This window comes from Sphingomonas sp. OV641 (assembly GCF_900109205.1).
Lineage (GTDB): Bacteria > Pseudomonadota > Alphaproteobacteria > Sphingomonadales > Sphingomonadaceae > Sphingomonas.
In genome coordinates, this window is sequence record NZ_FNZB01000001.1 from 231,696 (window position 1) to 247,892 (window position 16,197).

At 65.8% G+C, this 16,197-nt stretch carries 12 protein-coding genes; 3 read left to right on the forward strand and 9 right to left on the reverse strand.

From position 1 onward, the window contains the following. Positions 1–8: 8 nt before the first annotated feature. Positions 9–914, forward strand: coding sequence for a flagellin (locus tag BMX36_RS01000; RefSeq protein WP_093063351.1), 906 nt, complete (start codon positions 9–11; stop codon positions 912–914). A gap of 83 nt (positions 915–997) precedes the next feature. Here BMX36_RS01000 and BMX36_RS01005 read toward each other — a convergent pair whose 3' ends face one another. Further along, a complete protein-coding gene (locus BMX36_RS01005) occupies positions 998–2,803 on the reverse strand; it encodes a hypothetical protein (protein ID WP_093063352.1) in 1,806 nt (601 codons plus the stop codon). Here BMX36_RS01005 and BMX36_RS21985 point away from each other — a divergent pair. Next, on the forward strand, positions 2,788–3,555 hold the full coding sequence (locus tag BMX36_RS21985) for a hypothetical protein (RefSeq protein ID WP_256210611.1): 768 nt from the start codon (positions 2,788–2,790) through the stop codon (positions 3,553–3,555). The two genes, BMX36_RS01005 and BMX36_RS21985, sit on opposite strands and share 16 nt — an antisense overlap. 86 nt (positions 3,556–3,641) lie before the next feature. Here the strand turns inward: BMX36_RS21985 and BMX36_RS01020 are convergent, their stop codons facing one another. The 8 genes from BMX36_RS01020 to BMX36_RS01055 form a co-directional block, all read right to left on the reverse strand. Next, complete coding sequence (locus BMX36_RS01020; protein WP_093063354.1) at positions 3,642–4,310, reverse strand: flagellar hook assembly protein FlgD; 669 nt, start codon at positions 4,308–4,310, stop codon at positions 3,642–3,644. An 11-nt stretch (positions 4,311–4,321) separates the two neighbouring features. Further along, entirely contained in the window at positions 4,322–6,070 is a 1,749-nt protein-coding gene (locus BMX36_RS01025; protein ID WP_093063355.1) for a flagellar hook-length control protein FliK, read from the reverse strand. Between the two features lie 74 nt (positions 6,071–6,144). Next, entirely contained in the window at positions 6,145–8,226 is a 2,082-nt protein-coding gene (flhA, locus tag BMX36_RS01030; protein WP_093063356.1) for a flagellar biosynthesis protein FlhA, read from the reverse strand. A gap of 21 nt (positions 8,227–8,247) precedes the next feature. After that, positions 8,248–9,591, reverse strand: a complete 1,344-nt coding sequence (locus BMX36_RS01035; RefSeq protein ID WP_093063357.1) for a sigma-54-dependent transcriptional regulator — start codon at positions 9,589–9,591, stop codon at positions 8,248–8,250. Between the two features lie 5 nt (positions 9,592–9,596). Further along, complete coding sequence (gene fliN / locus BMX36_RS01040; protein ID WP_256210612.1) at positions 9,597–9,941, reverse strand: flagellar motor switch protein FliN; 345 nt, start codon at positions 9,939–9,941, stop codon at positions 9,597–9,599. An 11-nt stretch (positions 9,942–9,952) separates the two neighbouring features. Continuing rightward, positions 9,953–11,518, reverse strand: coding sequence for a flagellar basal-body MS-ring/collar protein FliF (gene fliF / locus BMX36_RS01045; protein ID WP_093063358.1), 1,566 nt, complete (start codon positions 11,516–11,518; stop codon positions 9,953–9,955). Between the two features lie 149 nt (positions 11,519–11,667). Then, on the reverse strand, positions 11,668–12,327 hold the full coding sequence (locus BMX36_RS01050; RefSeq protein WP_093063359.1) for a FliH/SctL family protein: 660 nt from the start codon (positions 12,325–12,327) through the stop codon (positions 11,668–11,670). Between the two features lie 11 nt (positions 12,328–12,338). Further along, a complete protein-coding gene (locus BMX36_RS01055; protein ID WP_093063360.1) occupies positions 12,339–13,373 on the reverse strand; it encodes a flagellar motor switch protein FliG in 1,035 nt (344 codons plus the stop codon). A gap of 104 nt (positions 13,374–13,477) precedes the next feature. Between BMX36_RS01055 and BMX36_RS01060 the strand changes: the two genes are divergently transcribed. Next, positions 13,478–16,195, forward strand: coding sequence for a hypothetical protein (locus BMX36_RS01060; RefSeq protein ID WP_093063361.1), 2,718 nt, complete (start codon positions 13,478–13,480; stop codon positions 16,193–16,195). Positions 16,196–16,197: the final 2 nt, after the last annotated feature.

Below are 16,197 nucleotides of genomic sequence, written 5' to 3' on the forward strand. Positions count from 1 at the left end.
TATCCTTTATGAACCGCGTCGCCACCATTCCGCTCCAGCGCACCATGTCGGACGCGATCCAGCGTTCGCAGCAGAAGCTGGCCGTTACCCAATTACAGCTCGCCTCCGGCAAGAAGGCCACCGATCTGGCGGCGCTTGGGCCCGAGGCAGTGCGTAACCTGTCCACTCGGACCTTGGTTGCCGCGCAGGAGGCGCATGGCGTAGTCACCACGCGGCTTTCCACCACGCTGTCATTCTATGACGCCAACATCAGCAGCATCGAAGAAGCTGGCCAGGCATTGTCCCAGAGCATCATGGAGGCCGTTGGCACCAACCAGAGCACGGGACTTAAGCAGGCGATCGACGATGCCTTCACGCAGATCCGCACCGCGCTGAACGCCTCGCAGGGCGGTCTGCCCCTGTTTGCGGGATCGCAGACCGAGGAGCCGTTCCGCCCGAAGAACGTCAAGGAAGCGCTGTCGACATCGCCGGAAGACGCGTTCGGCAACGACGACGTGCGCGCCTCCGCCCGGGTCGCCGACAATCTCGACCTGGAATATGGCGTGACGGCCAGGGACCTCGGCAGCGGATTGCTTCAGGCGTTTCGCACGCTTGCGGCCGCGGGAGAGATTGGCGACATGCCAACCGATCAGCAGCGCGCAGCACTCGATCAGGCGGGCGACGAACTGCGTTCGGCATTGTCGAGCGTGCGCGAGATCAACGGCGAAGTCGGGCGCAAGCAGGCGCAGGTCGAGACGCTGGGGGTGCGGGCAGAACAGCGTACCTTGCTGCTGAAGGACATCATCAGCCGGAACGAGGATGCCGATCTGGGCCAGGTGGCGATCAATCTGGCACAGGAGAAAGCGACGCTTCAGGCGAGCTATTCCGTGTTTGGCCAGCTTTCCAGTCTCAGCCTGGCGAGCTTCCTGCGCTGACGGCAGAAGTGGAGTGTTACCGAACGGAAAAGGGGCGCGACCATCGGTTCGTGCCCCTTTTTTGTTGTCACGAGGTCTGGCGTTCAGGTGTGCGTCTCGCCCAAGCCGACGGGGCGCGAGTCGAGCAGGTCGGCGATATCGCCGGCCGGGCTGGCGCTGGGCAATGCGGCCATAGCCTTGCCGATGCTCTCAGCATCGATCGTGCCGGCCGCCCGCGTGAGCATATCGAACGCAGCACGGGTCGGAAGCGAGCCAAAGGCGGCGAGGTAGCGCGTGCGCAAACGTGCCAGCGCGTCTTCCCGACTAAGCATGGCGAGCGCGATGGCGTGACGTAGGACCAGCGCCTGGTCAACGTCCGTCAGCCGTTTGGAAGATGGCAGCAGCGGGCCGACGGAATCGAGAAAGGCGGCCCAATCCTGCTGTCTCCACAGGATCTCGGTACGGATGCGATCGCCGTCCGGTACATCCTGCAGCACGGCCATCGCTTCGGCGCTTTTGCCGGTGAGGTGCAATGCCGCTGCCTCCACCCGCTTTCGCGCCCATCGCATGTCCTGCGGATAGGCCACGGCATCGGTGGAGCGCAGTGCGAGCAAGGCGCGATCCGGGCGGCCGGCCAGGATGTGCAGGCTGGCGACGCGGACGGACAAGGGACCCTGCGCCACATCGCGAGTGCGCTGGCTCAATTGATATCCAAGCAATTCCGCCGCGCGCGCGTAAAGGCCGGCAGCCTGCAGCCCGTTGGCGAGCTGGGCGACCAGCAAGTCGCCTTCTGCGCCAGCGGGGGCGAGATCGCGGAAGTCCCAGTATAGTCCTGCGGCTTGCTCGATCGGCAGCCCGGTTCCCGGCGCCAGCGCGGCCGCCAAGCGGGCGCGCAGCGCCGGAAGCAGAGCGGCATTGGATCCCGAGAGCTCGAAATAGCGCACTAGGGTGGCTCCAGCTTCCAGCGAGCGCCGGAGGTCACGCCCCTGATCGCTGATCTGTGCGGTCAGGCGAAGCGCGCGTTCCTCGATCTCGCCACCACGCCAGGAAAAGCGAACACCGTCGAGCTTCCGAAGCGCCGTTGCGGCTGGCAGGGTCCTGTTGGCGACAGCGGCCTCGATCGCGCTCAATTTCGCGTCCATTCGCTCTTCGGCCGTGCCGCTTCTCTCCACCCGCGCAAGGCGGAGCCGTGCCGCCTGCGCCTCGTTCAGAGCCAGAAGGGCCTTGCCCCGCAGCAGATTGGCGGCGGCGAGCCGATCGGGAACCTGCTGCAACCAATTGAGCGCGAGAGCAGGCTTGCCGATCATGATTGCAGCCCGCGCGGCCGACAGCACGAAGGGCGCGCGAGACGCACCGGATCGCGCGTTCAGCGCCGGAAGGCTGCAGTTGAACTGGCGCATCGCTTCGTGCGGGAGATCGTGTTGGGCGAATGCGTGCATCCGCCACAGGCAAGCCTCGGGATTTTGCGTCAGCGCCTGCCCGGTCAGGGCGTCGAGCGCATCAATTCCGTGACCTGACAGCGAGAGAGCAATTCCGTGCGCCAGTTGATTGGCGGGGACCAGCGAGAGGTCAGGATCGTCCTGGTGCATGACCTCCAGCACGCCCAGCGCCTCGGGCCCGCGGTCCGCGGCCAGCAGGCTTCGCGCATAAGTCCATCGCGCGGACTGTCGATGATCGCGATCCGCCACCGCGAGGGTTGCCCAGGCCTGTTCGTCCGGGATGGCCGTCCAGGCATCTGGCCCGGCAGGGACCGGCTGCTCGGCAAGGGCGGCGGCAAAGCCTGGCAGGCGGGCCGAGGGCAGCGGCGCTGGAGATCCGGATACCGGCGATGGCGTCGGGATGGCGAGTTGTGGTGCCGGTGCCGCGCCCACGATCATCGCGGCGGCGGCCAGCAATGCGCCCGGCTTCATCAGATCAGCCCCGACACGGTGAGGCCAATGCCTCCCGCCGCGCAGCCAAGGATGAAAAGGAGGCTGAGCATCACCGACGATCTGCTCTTGGCCGACGGAGCGACCGCGTGAACGGCAGCCCCGGAATCAAGACTGCGGGAGCCTACGACGCCTTCGGTGACGGCCGGTGCATCATCATGACGTCGCGCGGGAGCAGGCGCCCCGCTGCTGACGACGCGAATGCGTTCTGGCTTCTGATCGTGGCTCAACATCGCCTCCGGTGCGCAAGTTTCCTCTATTATAGAGGGATGGCGCTTCGTTCCGCTGATCGGCGCCGCTACTTCTGGAGAAACCGCGTGGTGCGTATCCTGACGATTGTTGCTGTGGCCTCGCTTGCCTCTGCCGTTCCGGCGACCAACGCGCTTGCCTCGAGCAGCGGCAGTGGGGCGGGCGGGGGTGGAGCGGAATTGCATCTCGTTCCGCTGGAGGAGATCCGGGTGCCGATCGTCGATGGCGCACGCGCGGACGGCATTTTGCGTCTGACACTGGTGCTGGAGGCCAGCGATGCGGCGTCTGCGGAGGCGCTGGCCGCGAAGCTTCCGGTGGTGCGTGCGTCGACGCTGGCGGCAGCACTGGAGTTCGGGCGCCTTTATGCCTCCCCGATGATGCCGGTGAACGCCGAACAGCTTGCCGGCGATCTCCAGAAAGCGCTGCAGCGCGAAGCCGGCGTTCAGCGCGTGCTGGTGACGCAAGTGGCGGCGACAAGGATGTGATCCGAGGCGCAATGCCGCTGTAAAACGAAGGCGCGGCGATCTCCCCGATCACCGCGCCCTTTCTCTGCTGGTTCGAGCCGAGACTATCACTCGTCCGGCTGTGCGACCTTCACCAGCGAGGAAGCGGGCAGCTCAATGCCGTTGACGCCCAGGTTGATGACCCCGGACGCGGTCGTCACTTCCCGCACCTTGCCGATGCTGTTGACGTTCACCTTCACGTCGTTACCGGCATTGTCCCTGCCCAGGAGGGCGAGCGCATACTGGCCTTCCGGCAGCTTCGCCCCCGTTGTCGCATTGCCATCCCAGCTGAAGCGGCCGCTCTTCTCCTCGACGGTGATCGTGCGCGTGTCCACGACCTTGCCGGATGCATCGCTGATCGTCGCGACCAAGGAGGTAATCGGCCGCTCGGCCTGGTAGCTCCAGGCAGCCGGCGTTGCGGCGGTCAGTCCGGATTGCGCCGAGGCGAACACGACGTCACGGCCGATCAGGCTTGACGCTTGCGCCATGTCCTGGGTGCTGAGGCTCGACAGGATGCTCTTCAGCGTCTCCGTCTGCTGGATCGTCTGTTCGACCTGCGAATATTGCACCAGCTGCTGGGTATATTCGGACGTTTCCATGGGATCGAGCGGATCCTGGTTCTGCATCTGCGTCGTAAGCAGTTTCAGGAACATGTTGAAATCGGCAGACGATTTGGTCAGCGCCGCGCTCTGGGCGGCGGCCGGCAAGGTAGCAGTGGTGGAGGCGATGTTGGTCATGGGCTGTATCCTCAAGCCATCAAGTTGACGCGTCCGGCGGTCCGGAGCGGGTGATAAGCGGCGTCCTGAACGACAACCGCGGCCTTGGTTCCGTCGGTGAAGTCGCCGGCCTGCTGGCGCTGCTGCTGCTGCTGCTGCTGCTGACGCTGCCAGAAGCCTTGGGCTTCGCCATTCCCGGCGCGGGTGTCGAAGCGAAAACTCTGCTGATCGGTGCGGACACCGGCGTCGGTCATCGCTCGGTTAAGGTCGGCCGTGTCACGGCGGAGCAGGTCGAGCGCGTCTGCGCGATCGGCGGCGACCACCGCACGCAGCGTCCCGCCCTCGTCGAATGCCATGCGCACTTCGATCTTGCCGAACTCGCCGGGATTGAGGCGAATGGTAAGCTCTTCGCCGCCGTTCGCGATCCGCCTTGCTATGGCGACGCCAATGTCGCGACCAATCTGATCGGTGCGGGCGTCAACCGCCGGCTCTGCCGATAAGCGCGGAGCGGCGGTGATTGCTGGGAGCGTCTTGCTGGCCTCCGGCGCAGCAGCGGGCGCCTGCACGGATTGTGTGAAGCTGCCCTCCGTCACGGGTGTGGCGGTGTCGCCAGCGACCGCTTGCCGGGCGTCGAACGTAGTGGCAGGCGTGCCCGCGGTGATCGGCGCAGAGCGCAGGTCAGGGGTATCAGCCGCTCCATCACCCCGTGACGGTACGGTTTCTCCGACCGCCCGCGTCATCGGGTCGGCGATCGCATCGGGCGCGGGTGGCGCGACATCAAGGTGCAGCGCGCGAGCGCCAATGGGGAGGGGAGCGGTCGTGGCCTGTTCGGGCAGGTTCAGCGGAGATGTCAGCAGCGCTTCCTTACGTTCGGGCTCCTCACGCGTCTGTTCGCGAGACGCAGGCTCGGAGGCGATGGCGGCGGCGGGAAGGTCGCCAAGTGGCCCTTCGCTCGCTGACGATGCTGCGGGCGCCAACCTGACTTGCTGCTCCACGGCTGCCATCGACCGCATGGGGTGGGCGCGAGGCAGCACCGACTCTGTCGTTCTGGCTTTCACGCCGGGTCGATCGATGCTGGGTGCGTCGCGCTCCCTGAGCGGTTGCCCGGTGGTGACGGTCACATCCTCGGAAACGGCTGGCGCCTCCGCGAAGCGAAGATCCGCGTCGGGCTCGACCCGGCAAGGCACTCGGCCGCTGGGCGCGGGTATGGTGTTAATGAGGCAGGGTGCTTCTGTGGCGGGAGGACGCTGGGCGTCGTCGGGCACGACGGGTTTGTCCTCCCGAGCCGCTGCCAGTGTCGGCGTAGTCGGCGCTGCCGGCGGAGGGGACGCCGGGTCGACGGAGCTTGGCTGGGTCGCGGCAAGCGGCGGCGTCTGCGCAGGTGTGGGGTTCGTTGCCAATGGCGCTTGCGGGCGCGTTTGGAACTGAGGAAAGCCCGGACTAGCGCGGCCATCGGACAAAGCGGCGGTGCCGGAGAGCGGAGTGACTGCTTCCTCGATCATGACGGGTGGCGGCTGCACCTGCGACTCTCCTGGCGCGGGCGTGGCAACGGCCGGTGCTGTGATTTGCGCGACGGGGATGACAGCAGGAACAGGCGCGACCGACGCCGCAGGCGCGGCGGCGGGCACGGGGGTGCCGGCCGAAACCAAGGTGTTGGAAGCCCTCAGAACGGCGTCGACATCCTGCGAAAAGCCCGCTGTGGTGCCCGTCAGCTGCGCTGGTTGCGAGACGGCGAGCATGCCGGTGGCCGGCGCGGAGAAAAAGCTTGCGACAATCGTCATTTAGCGCCTCGCCCGACCCGCAAAGGGCCTCATTCCTTCATTATAGAGTGTTGCAGCCGCTGCGGGCGTTCGGCTCAGCCGATCGTGCCCAAAGAGCGGATCCGCGCTCGGGAGTGGATCTCGTTCTGCGACAGAACCACCGTTGCCGGGCGAACACGTTCAATAATCGAGCGCACGAAGGGTCGGATAGACGGGTTGGTCAGCAGGCAGGGAATGTCGCCCTGCTGCGCCAGGGCATCGAGCGTGCTGCGCAGCGCTGCGATAAAGGCCTGCAGGTGCGAGGGCGCCATGGCGAGCTGCCGATCATCGCCTTGGCCGATGATGCTTTCGGCGAAGGCAGCGTCCCACTCGCCTGATAGGGTGACGATGGGAATGGAGCCGTCGCGCGCCTGTTGCGCCGAAATCTGCCGCGACAGCCTGCTGCGAACGTGCTCCGTTATCTGCGTGAGATTGGACGTCAGCGGCGCGGATTCCGCGATCCCCTCAAGGATCGTGGGAATGTCGCGAATGGAGACGCTTTCGCTCAACAAGTTCTGCAGGATCCGCTGCACGCCCGAAACGGAGATCTTGGACGGCACAATGTCTCCGACCAGCTTCTCCGATTCCTTGTGCACTTCGTTCAAGAGCTTTTGTGTTTCGGTATAGCTCAGCAGGTCGGCGATATTGTCCTTCACCAGCTCGGTCAGATGGGTGGTGATGATGGTGCCGCAATCCACCACCGTGAGGCCGCGAAAGCCGGCTTCCTCGCGCAGTTCGGGCTCGATCCACAGCGCGGGGAGATTGAAGACCGGCTCGCGTGTCACTTCGCCGGGGATGCCGACGTTGGCGCCGCCGGGATTGATCACCAGCAGCTTGTCCAGCCGGATCTCGCCACGCGCCGCCTCGGTCTCCTTGATGTAGACGACATATTCGCTGGCCTTCAGGGCCATGTTGTCGATGATCCGCACGGAGGGAAGGACGAAACCATATTCGGTCGCCATCTGCCGCCGCAGTGCGCGCACCTGATCGTCAAGGCGCGGCTCGCGCTGCGCGTCGTTGATGATCGGGAGCAGCGCATAGCCGATCTCGATGCGGCAGGCGTCGATCGCCAGGGTACGTGAGATGGGCTCTTCGGCCGGGATTGCGGCGGCTTCGGCCGCTACCTGGTCACGAACGGCCTGCGCAGCGCGCAGGTCGGACTCCTTGCTCATCTTCCACGCGACCCAGCCGCTCAGCCCGGCAAAGGCCGCAAACGGAATGAAGGGGAGGCCAGGAATCAGCGCCAGCGCACCCATCAGAAACGCGACCATCCCGAACGCCTTCGGGTAACGGCCAAGCTGCTCGCCCAGCGCCGCGCCGGTCTTGCCGGTCACGCCGCCCTTAGACACCAGCATGCCGGCCGCGATCGACACGATCAGCGCGGGCACCTGGCTGACCAGGCCATCGCCCACCGTCAGCAACGTATAGGTGTGGAACGCCTCGCCAAAGGGAACGCCGTGCACCGCGACACCCATGATGAGGCCGACCAGCACGTTGATGGCGGTGATCATCAGCGCGGCGACGGCATCGCCCTTCACGAACTTCGACGCGCCGTCCATCGCTCCGTAGAAGCCGCTTTCGGCCTCGACCTCCGAGCGGCGTTCGCGCGCCGTGGTCTCATCAATCATCCCGGCCGATAGGTCCGCGTCGATCGCCATCTGCTTGCCCGGCATGGAGTCCAGGCTGAAGCGGGCGGCGACCTCAGCGATGCGGCCGGCACCCTTGGTGATAACGACGAAGTTGATGACGATCAGGATGGCGAAGATGGTGATGCCGATCACCGTTTCGCCGCCGATCAGGAACTCGCCGAACGCGTGGATCACGCCGCCGGCGGCGGCTGGCCCTTCATGCCCGTGCCCCAGGATCAGGCGGGTCGAGGCGATGTTGAGGCCGAGCCGCAGCATCGTCACGACCAGCAGGATCGTTGGGAATGCGGAAAGCTGAAGCGGCTTTTCGATGAACAGCGCCGTCATCAGGATCATGACCGATGCGGTGATCGAGAGCGCGATGCCAAAGTCGAGCAGCCAGCCCGGCATCGGCAGGATCAACATGGCGATGATGGCGATCACGCCGACCGCCAGTGCCATGTCGCGGTTCGCGCCCATGCGCTGGAACAAGGAGGTGAGTTGTGGCGGCATGAGGATCGTCCCGATCTGAGGTCAGGCGGCAGGCGAGACGGCGATACCCGCCTCGATGAAGCTCTTGAGCTTGTTGCGCATGGTGCGGACCGAAATGCCCAGGATGCTGGAAGCCGAGGTCCGGTTGCCGTGGCAATGTTCCAGCGTCTGGAGAATCAGCTCGCGTTCGACCTCCTCCACCGTGCGGCCAACGAGGCTCTCGACCTTCGGCAGACCGAGTTCCATGCGAGGCGCGGCGGGCGCGAGCTGACGCCCGTCCGTGAGAACCAGGTCGCTCGGCTCGATCGCATTTCCGCGGGCCAGCAGAACCGCGCGGTGCATCACGTCCTGAAGTTCCCGGACGTTTCCCGGCCAGTCATAGTCAAGCAGCGCTGCGGCCGCTTCTTCCGATAAGGCGGGGGCGGGCCGCTGCTCCGCACGGGCGGCGTCTTCGATCTGCCGCAGCGCGAGGCACAGGATATCTTGCCCACGCTCGCGCAGGGGCGGGAGGCAGAGCTGCACCAGTTCCAGGTGCGACACCAGATCGGCGCGGAAGGTGCCGGCCGCGACACGATCGGCAAGGGAGGTTGTTGCGCTGACCATCAGACGCGCATCGAGCGCGATTGAAGCGGTGCCGTTCATTCGCCGGATCACACCGCTGCGCAGGGCATGGGCGAGATCGGCCTGGATCGTCGGGGGGAGAAGATCGACGTTGCGCAACAGCAGGGTCCCCTTATGCGCCTTCTCCAATCGCCCGATGCGCCGCGCGACGGCACCAGGAAACGCACCTGCCTCATGCCCGAACAGCTCGGATGCGATCACCTCCGGGGAGGCGCCGGCGCATTCCACGATCTCGAACCGTCCCGAACAGCCGGACGCGTCGTGGATGTGGCGTGCCAGCAGTTCCTTGCCCGTGCTGCGCTCGCCGCAAAGCAACACGGGAACGCGCGCGGTGGCCATGCTGAGCCCGAACGACACCGCCCGTGCCAGCGCCGGATCTTCACCGAGGATCACCGAAGAGGCGGTCGGCGCGATGGAGGCGATGGCGGCAGCGATCAGCGAGCGCTCCGGCGGCAGGGGTACATAATCGCGGGCACCGGCGCGGATGGCGCTGACCGCCTGATCCGCGGACGCGTTGATGCCGCATGCGATCACCGGCAGGGTGAAACGCTCGGCGCGCAGCTGGGCGAGGAAGCCGGCAGCATCGAGGCCGACATCGATCATCACCATCATCGCCCCATCGGATCGAAGCAGCGCCAGCGCTTGGGCGGGGGCATCCGCCATGTCGACATGCGCCCCTGCGTCCCGCGCCATCTCCGCGGCGAGCCGGAACTCGCTGCCGGGTTGGCCGACGAGAAGCAGACGAGTTGCATTCGGTTGTGTCATCCGCCTCAGCGCTCCGGCCGGGTGATTTCGGTGAGCGTCACGCCCAGCGAGTTGTCGATCATCACCACCTCGCCGCGCGCGATCAGGCGATCGTTCACGAAGACGTCGACCGGCTCACCGACGCGGCGGTCGAGCTCGATGATCGCGCCGGCCTTCAGGCGCAGCAGATCGCCGATCGGCAGGCGCGAACGCCCAAGGACGGCCTGAACCTTGACGGGCACCTCGTGAACGGCCTCGAGCCCGATCTCGTCGGGATTGTCGCTGTCGTCGGCACCGGCACCGAAATCCTCGAACAGCGGGCTGGCGGTGCTTTCCGCCGTCAGAAGCTGCGCGTGATCTTCGTTGTTCATCGACATTTCCATCATGCGTTCATCCATTGGCGGATCACGGCGGCGGCTTCAGGCGGGCTTGCCTGGATCGCGTCGCCAATCTTCTTGAGGGCGGAGCCCTTGATGCGGCCGTCGACCTGGGCGAGCGCGATTTCCTCATCGAGCATCGGCACAGCCGGGGCGGCATCCTGCAAAGCATCGAGTTGCTGGATCGCGGCCGGATCACCTTGGGCAGCCTGAGCGGTCAGCCGGGCAAGTTCCGGCCCTTCCGGATGAAGAAGCGTTTCGACCTGGCCGGGCGCGGCATCCGCGTCGGCTCGGCGCGGTTTCAGCATGCGAAGCGCGATCAGCCCGACGCCGGCAATCACCAGGAACTTCAGCAAACCAAGGATCTGATCCGTGGTGACGAGGGAGAAGACACTTTCTTCCTTGTCCGCCAGGCTGTCGTCGGCAGCGAACTGCATGCTTTCAACCACCACGCTGTCGCCGCGCTCCGCATCAATGCCGACGGCATTCTCAACGAGGCGGGTAAGGCGCTGGATCTTGGGCTGGGGCAGGCCATTGATGCCGCCATCGATCATGACCGCCACGGACAAACGGTTGATCCTGCCCGGTGCACGAACGACGACGCTGCGGGTTTGGCTGTTCGCGTAGGTGGTATCTTCCGAGGTTTCGGTGCGCGCGGCATTGCGCGTGTCGCCCTGGCCGGCGGGTTGACCCTGGTTCTCCGGCAATTGGGCGCCAACGCTCGCCATCTGGGCGGCAGCCTGATTTTCGCTGTTCTGATCGTTCGATTCCACCGTGACCTGGCGGGCGATGACCTGCTTGTCGGGATCGAAGACGTTGGACTCCTCGCGCGTTTGATCGCGGTCGATCTGCGCCGAAACTTCGGCGCGCACCTTGCCGGCGCCGACGATGGGCTCAAGCAGCGCCTCGATCTCCTCGCGCAGCTTGCTTTCGACCGCCTGCTGGCGCTCGTCTGCCGAGCCTGCGCCGGCTTCGCCCGCTTCACCCGCACGCGCCAGGAGCGCCCCCGTATGATCCACGATCGATACGGACTCAGGGGTCAGTTCCGGGACGGACGAGGACACGAGATAGCGGATCGACTGAACCGCCTCCCCGGTCAGGCGAGCGCGCGTCTTCACCGTCACCGCGGCAGTCGCCTTGCGGCTTTCGGTGGAGAACATGGCGCGTTCCGGCATGACGATGTGGACGCGGGCGCGGCTCACATTCTGCAGGCTTTCGATTGAACGGGAGAGCTCGCCCTCGATCGCGCGGGTCTCGTTCAGCTTCGCACGCGACGCGGAGATGCCGAAGGGCTCCTCCTCGTCGAGAACCTCATAACCGATCTTCCCGCCCAGCTTCTCGCCGGCCATGCTCATGCGCAGTTCGGCAAGCTTCTCCTGCGGCGCAAGGATCGAGCTGCCGTCGGCCGAAAGCTGGAACGGGATGTTCTGACTGGCGAGCTTTTCCGAAATGGTCTGGGCGGCGGCGGGATCGAGATCGGTGTAAAGAAACCCCATCGCGTCCGAGCCGCCGCGCAGTGCCATGGCCGCGAGCAGCGCGAGCAGGGCAACGGCGACCCCGCCCATGATCATCAGTCTTCGCGCCCCGATCTGGGCCACGATTGTCCGCAACTGGTTCAAGGATCGCCCCTCGTCTACAAGCCGGGGCTTCACCCCACGAGTTCATTATAGGAGGGGGAGGGGGCGGCAGATTCTGCCGCTGGGAAAAACTTGCCGGGTGTTCACGCCGCCGGCATCAGCGCCTCAAGCTCTGCAAGGATCGCCTGACGGCGCGCATCGGCGTCAAGCGCGAGTGCACCCTGATCCCATTCGATGAATGCGTCGCCGGGGGCGAGGCTCGGGTCGGACACGACCTGCAAATTCAGGCGTCGCCGATCGCTCGCCTGCCGTGCCGCGATGAGGCGCTCGACTTCTTCGATAACGGCGGGTGACACCCGCACGAGCAGTTCCTGACCGCGCGCCACCTGTTTCAACACGCGCCCGATGGCTTCGTCGATCGACAGGGCAGGATCACGCGCGATTGCCCGGCCGGCAAGAAGATCGGCAGCGGCAAGGGAAACCTCCGCGCCATCGCGCGCGACCTGGCTGGCGATCTCATCCATGCGTTCGTCCAGCATCTCAAGCGATGCCTGAAGCGCGTCAACGGCTGCCAGCATGGCGGCCTCCCGCTCGTCGCGGGCCTGCTGCAGCCCCGCCTCGAACGCCTCCGCGCGGGCGGCGGCGACCAGCGCCGCCTGATCCTGCTGCATCAGCGCGAGATCAGCCCGTAGCGCGGCGATCTCGAGGTGAAGCTCATCGGTGGACGCCTTCGACGGGTCGGTCTCCGGGAGCGCAAAGATGCTGTCGAAAATGAACGGCCGGATGTGGGAGGAGGTGTGCATCGCAGTCGTCCTCAGATGATCATGGAGTCATCGCTCTTCGGATCGACGAGCATGATCTCGCCCCGATCCGCCAGCGACTTGGCGAGGCGGACCAGCGCGCTTTGCGCTTCTTCGCAATCGCGCGCGCGAACCGGGCCCATGCCGGCCATGTCCTCGCGCATCAGCTTGGCCGAGCGTTCGGTCATGGAGCCGAAGAAGAGCTGCTTCATTTCTTCCGGCGCACCCTTCAGTGCCAGCGCGACCTGCCGCTTGTCCGCCTGACGGACGATGACCGATACCGAGCTGGGGATCAGGTTGCCGAGATCCTCGAAGGTGAACATCAGCGAGCGGATCCGTTCGGCGGAGTCCGGCGCACGCTCGTCAAGCGCGTTCAGCATCGCCTCCTCGGTCGAGCGATCCATGGCGTTGAAGATGTCAGCCATGGATTCATGTGGATCGGTGCGCTGGGAGCGCGCCAGGTTGCTCATGAACTCGCTCTGGAGTGTATGCTCGATCTGGCTGAGCACCTCCTTTTGCACCGCGTCCATGCGCAACATGCGCTGAATGACGTCGACGGAGAACTCGCGCGGCAGGACGGCCAGCACGCGCGCGGCATGATCGGAGCGCAGCTTGCTCAGGATCACCGCGGCGGTCTGCGGATATTCGTTCTTGAGATAGGATGCGAGAACCCCCTCGCTGACGTTCGACAGCTTGTCCCACATCGTTCGGCCGGAGGGGCCCCGAATATCCTCCATGATCTCCCGGACGCGATCCTCCGGCAACATGCCGCCCAGCAGTCGCTCCGTCGTCTCAAAGGAACCGTGAAGCGATGCCATGCTCGACACTTCGCCGGAGAACTGGATCAGCAGATGCTCCACCACCGTCGAGGGCACGCGACCGAGCTGCGCGATGGTGCCGGACAGCTCCTTGATCTCATCGACCGACAATTGCTCCCAGATCGCGGCGCCATGCTCCTTGCCAAGCGCGAGCATCAGCGCCGCAGCCCGCTGCGGGCCGGTGTAGCGCTTCAGCTCCGCAGGCTCCGCGATCGGCATCATCATCGTCATGGAAGAATCGCTCCGGCAGATTTCGTGGCCTGATCGCGCCCAAGCGGCCGCCACCCGCCTATTATAGGAAGAAGTGCGGCAGGGTCGGTGAGGGCGGCGGCGGAATGACGATAAATCTTTCGAACGGTCTCGTCGGGCTCAGCATGCTGACGGGCACGAACAGCTTCGACGTCTTTTCCTCCGTTTCAACGGAGAGTCGCGCGGTGCGCCAGGCGAAGGCGCTGTTCACCACCGCTGCGACCATCCCGCCCTGGAAGGAGGCCGCGAGCAGCGCGCCGGTTTCGACGCAGGTGTCCGCGATCAAGCGGATGGCCAGCATCATCGACAAGCCGACGATCGGTACCGATGCCCTTCCGCCGGACGTGGAAACGACGTTCACCGCGTACAAGGCGCTGGATCGCCTGAGGCTGCTGGCCGAAGCTGCCGCGGCCAAGACCACGTCCAGCGCCGAACGCGGCCAATTGCAATCGAGTTTCGGCAAAGGGCTGGCCGCGCTCCAGACCTATCTGGTCAGTGCGCCGTCGGAGAAGGTGAACCTGTCCTTTGCCAACCCGGCGCGACGGGCGGAGAGCGTTTCCACGATAGCGCCGGGATCGCTGAACCTGAGCGAGATTCCCGCCGTGGGCATCGTGGCGTCGCGTGACGCCGCCTTGCCGGGGCTGACCGGGAACGAGGTTTTCGAGATCCGCCTGAGCAGTGGCAGTACCGTGGACACTGTGTCGGTCGATCTTTCGGGCACGCAGCAGCCGCCGACGCTGGACAGCATGTTCAACGCCATCAACGCCGCCATCGCGGCCATTCCGCAACGGAACGCCGATGGCACGCTTTTGCTCGATCCGGATGGCGAGCCAGTGCCGCGCTGGGAGGTGAGCTTCGTTCCCGCCAAGACGGGCGAGCAATGGGGCTTTTCGATCAAGCGGTCGGGCTATGAAAAGGTGGAGATCGACCAAGTCGGCGCCAAGGATGCGCTGATGGTGGCGAGCGGACTTACCGCACTGGATGCGCCGGCCACCACCCGGATCATGCGCTTCGACGATCCGGCCGGCGCCTCGCAGCGTCGTACATTATCCTCGATCGCAGCGCTGGATACCGGCGCGACGGCCGCTGCCAAGCTGACCGCAGTGGCGGGACGAACGGCAAGCCCGGTGCTGGCCACCACAAGCAGCAGCGCGATCGCCACCGACGCAAGTGGGTTCAGCTATGTCGTCGGGACCACTTCAGGCGACCTAGGATCAAACCTGACAGCGAGCGAGGATCTGTTCCTCACCAAGCTGGACAGCGAAGGGCGCACCGTCTGGCAGCGCACGCTGGGTGCCGCCAGCGTGGCCTCGGGCGCGGCAGTGAGCATCGCTTCTAACGGAGACATCGTGGTCGCGGGCACGGTGACCGGCAATTTCGACGGCGCGACGAGCGATGGCGACATGCTGGTCGCGCGGTTTGACGCCAGTGGCGATGAGAAGTTTGCGAGCCTGGTGCGCACTCTGGGCAGCGACACGGCCAATACCGTCACCGTTGCGGAGGATGGCACCATCTTCGTCGGCGGGCGCACCTCGAGTGGCGGCGGAGACGCGTTCATCGCGCGGCTGGATGGCAACGGCAGGTTGCAGGAGCGGCGCACCATCGATTCCGGCGCGGCCGACACCGTCACCGGCCTGGCGATGGACGCAAATGGCGCGCTGCTGTCCCTGACCCGCGAGGGAGCCAGTGCCGTGGTGCGGCGGCTCGACGCCGGCGCCTTGTCGAACGATCTTGGCATGCTGACGCTCGGCTCGGCGGACGCACGTGCGCTTGCCGTGGATCCGGCGGGCAGCATCGCGATTGTTGGCGCAACAAGCGCAACCTTGACGGGCGAGCAAGTGAATGCGCGCGGTGAGGGCCGCGTTGGCTTCGTGATGCGCCTCTCCGCCGACCTGTCCGGCGCAAGCGTCAGCTATGTCGCGACGGAGGGCGACGATCAGGTCGATAGCGTCGCCTTCATGAACGGCGCGATCTATGTTGGCGGGCGCACGACGGGCGGCTTGAACGGTGCACGGCAGGGCGCGGTGGACGGGTTCGTCAGCCGGATCGATGCGACAAGCGGCGCGCTTCTGTCCACCAGCCAGTTCGGTCAAGCAGCGCAGCGGACCGAACCCGTTCGGATCGCGGCGGCAGAGGGCGGCGCAAGCACGCTTGGCGCGCTTGGGCTCCGCCGCGGTACGCTGACGCCGGAAGATTCAACAAAGCTGGTTGCGCAGACCAGCCTGCGGGCGGGCGACGAATTCGCGATAAAGCTTCCCGGTGGCAGCGCACGCAAGGTCACGATCCGAGCCGACGACACGCTGGCTTCGCTGGCCGAGCGGGTCCGCTTGCTGACCGGATCGAAGGCGATCGTGATGTCGGCCAAGACCGACACCGGATACTCCCTTCGCATCGAGGCAAAGGCGGGTTCCTCCGTCGAGTTGATCGCCGGGAGCACGGGCAAGGACGCGCTGTCGAAGCTGGGCATCGAGCCGCAGCGGATCGCAACCCCTGCCGCCGTTCCGGCCAAGGCACCCTCGGTACGTCCCGGCGGCAGCTATGGCCTAGACCTTGACGATGCGCTGAACCTTTCCACCGCCGCGGATGCCGCCGTCGCGCTGGATCGCATCAGGCAGGCGATCTCGATGAGCCAGACGGCCTATCGCTCGCTCTATTGGGATGATGGCAAGGCTGCGCTGGCCGACGGGGTGACCGGCAAGTCCGCAAGCTCCACCGCGCGCGAACAGTCCCAGCTGGCGCAATATCGCGCCGCGCTGACCCGCCTGTCTTCAAGTTCGTCCACCACCGGCTTTTCTGGATTTTGACC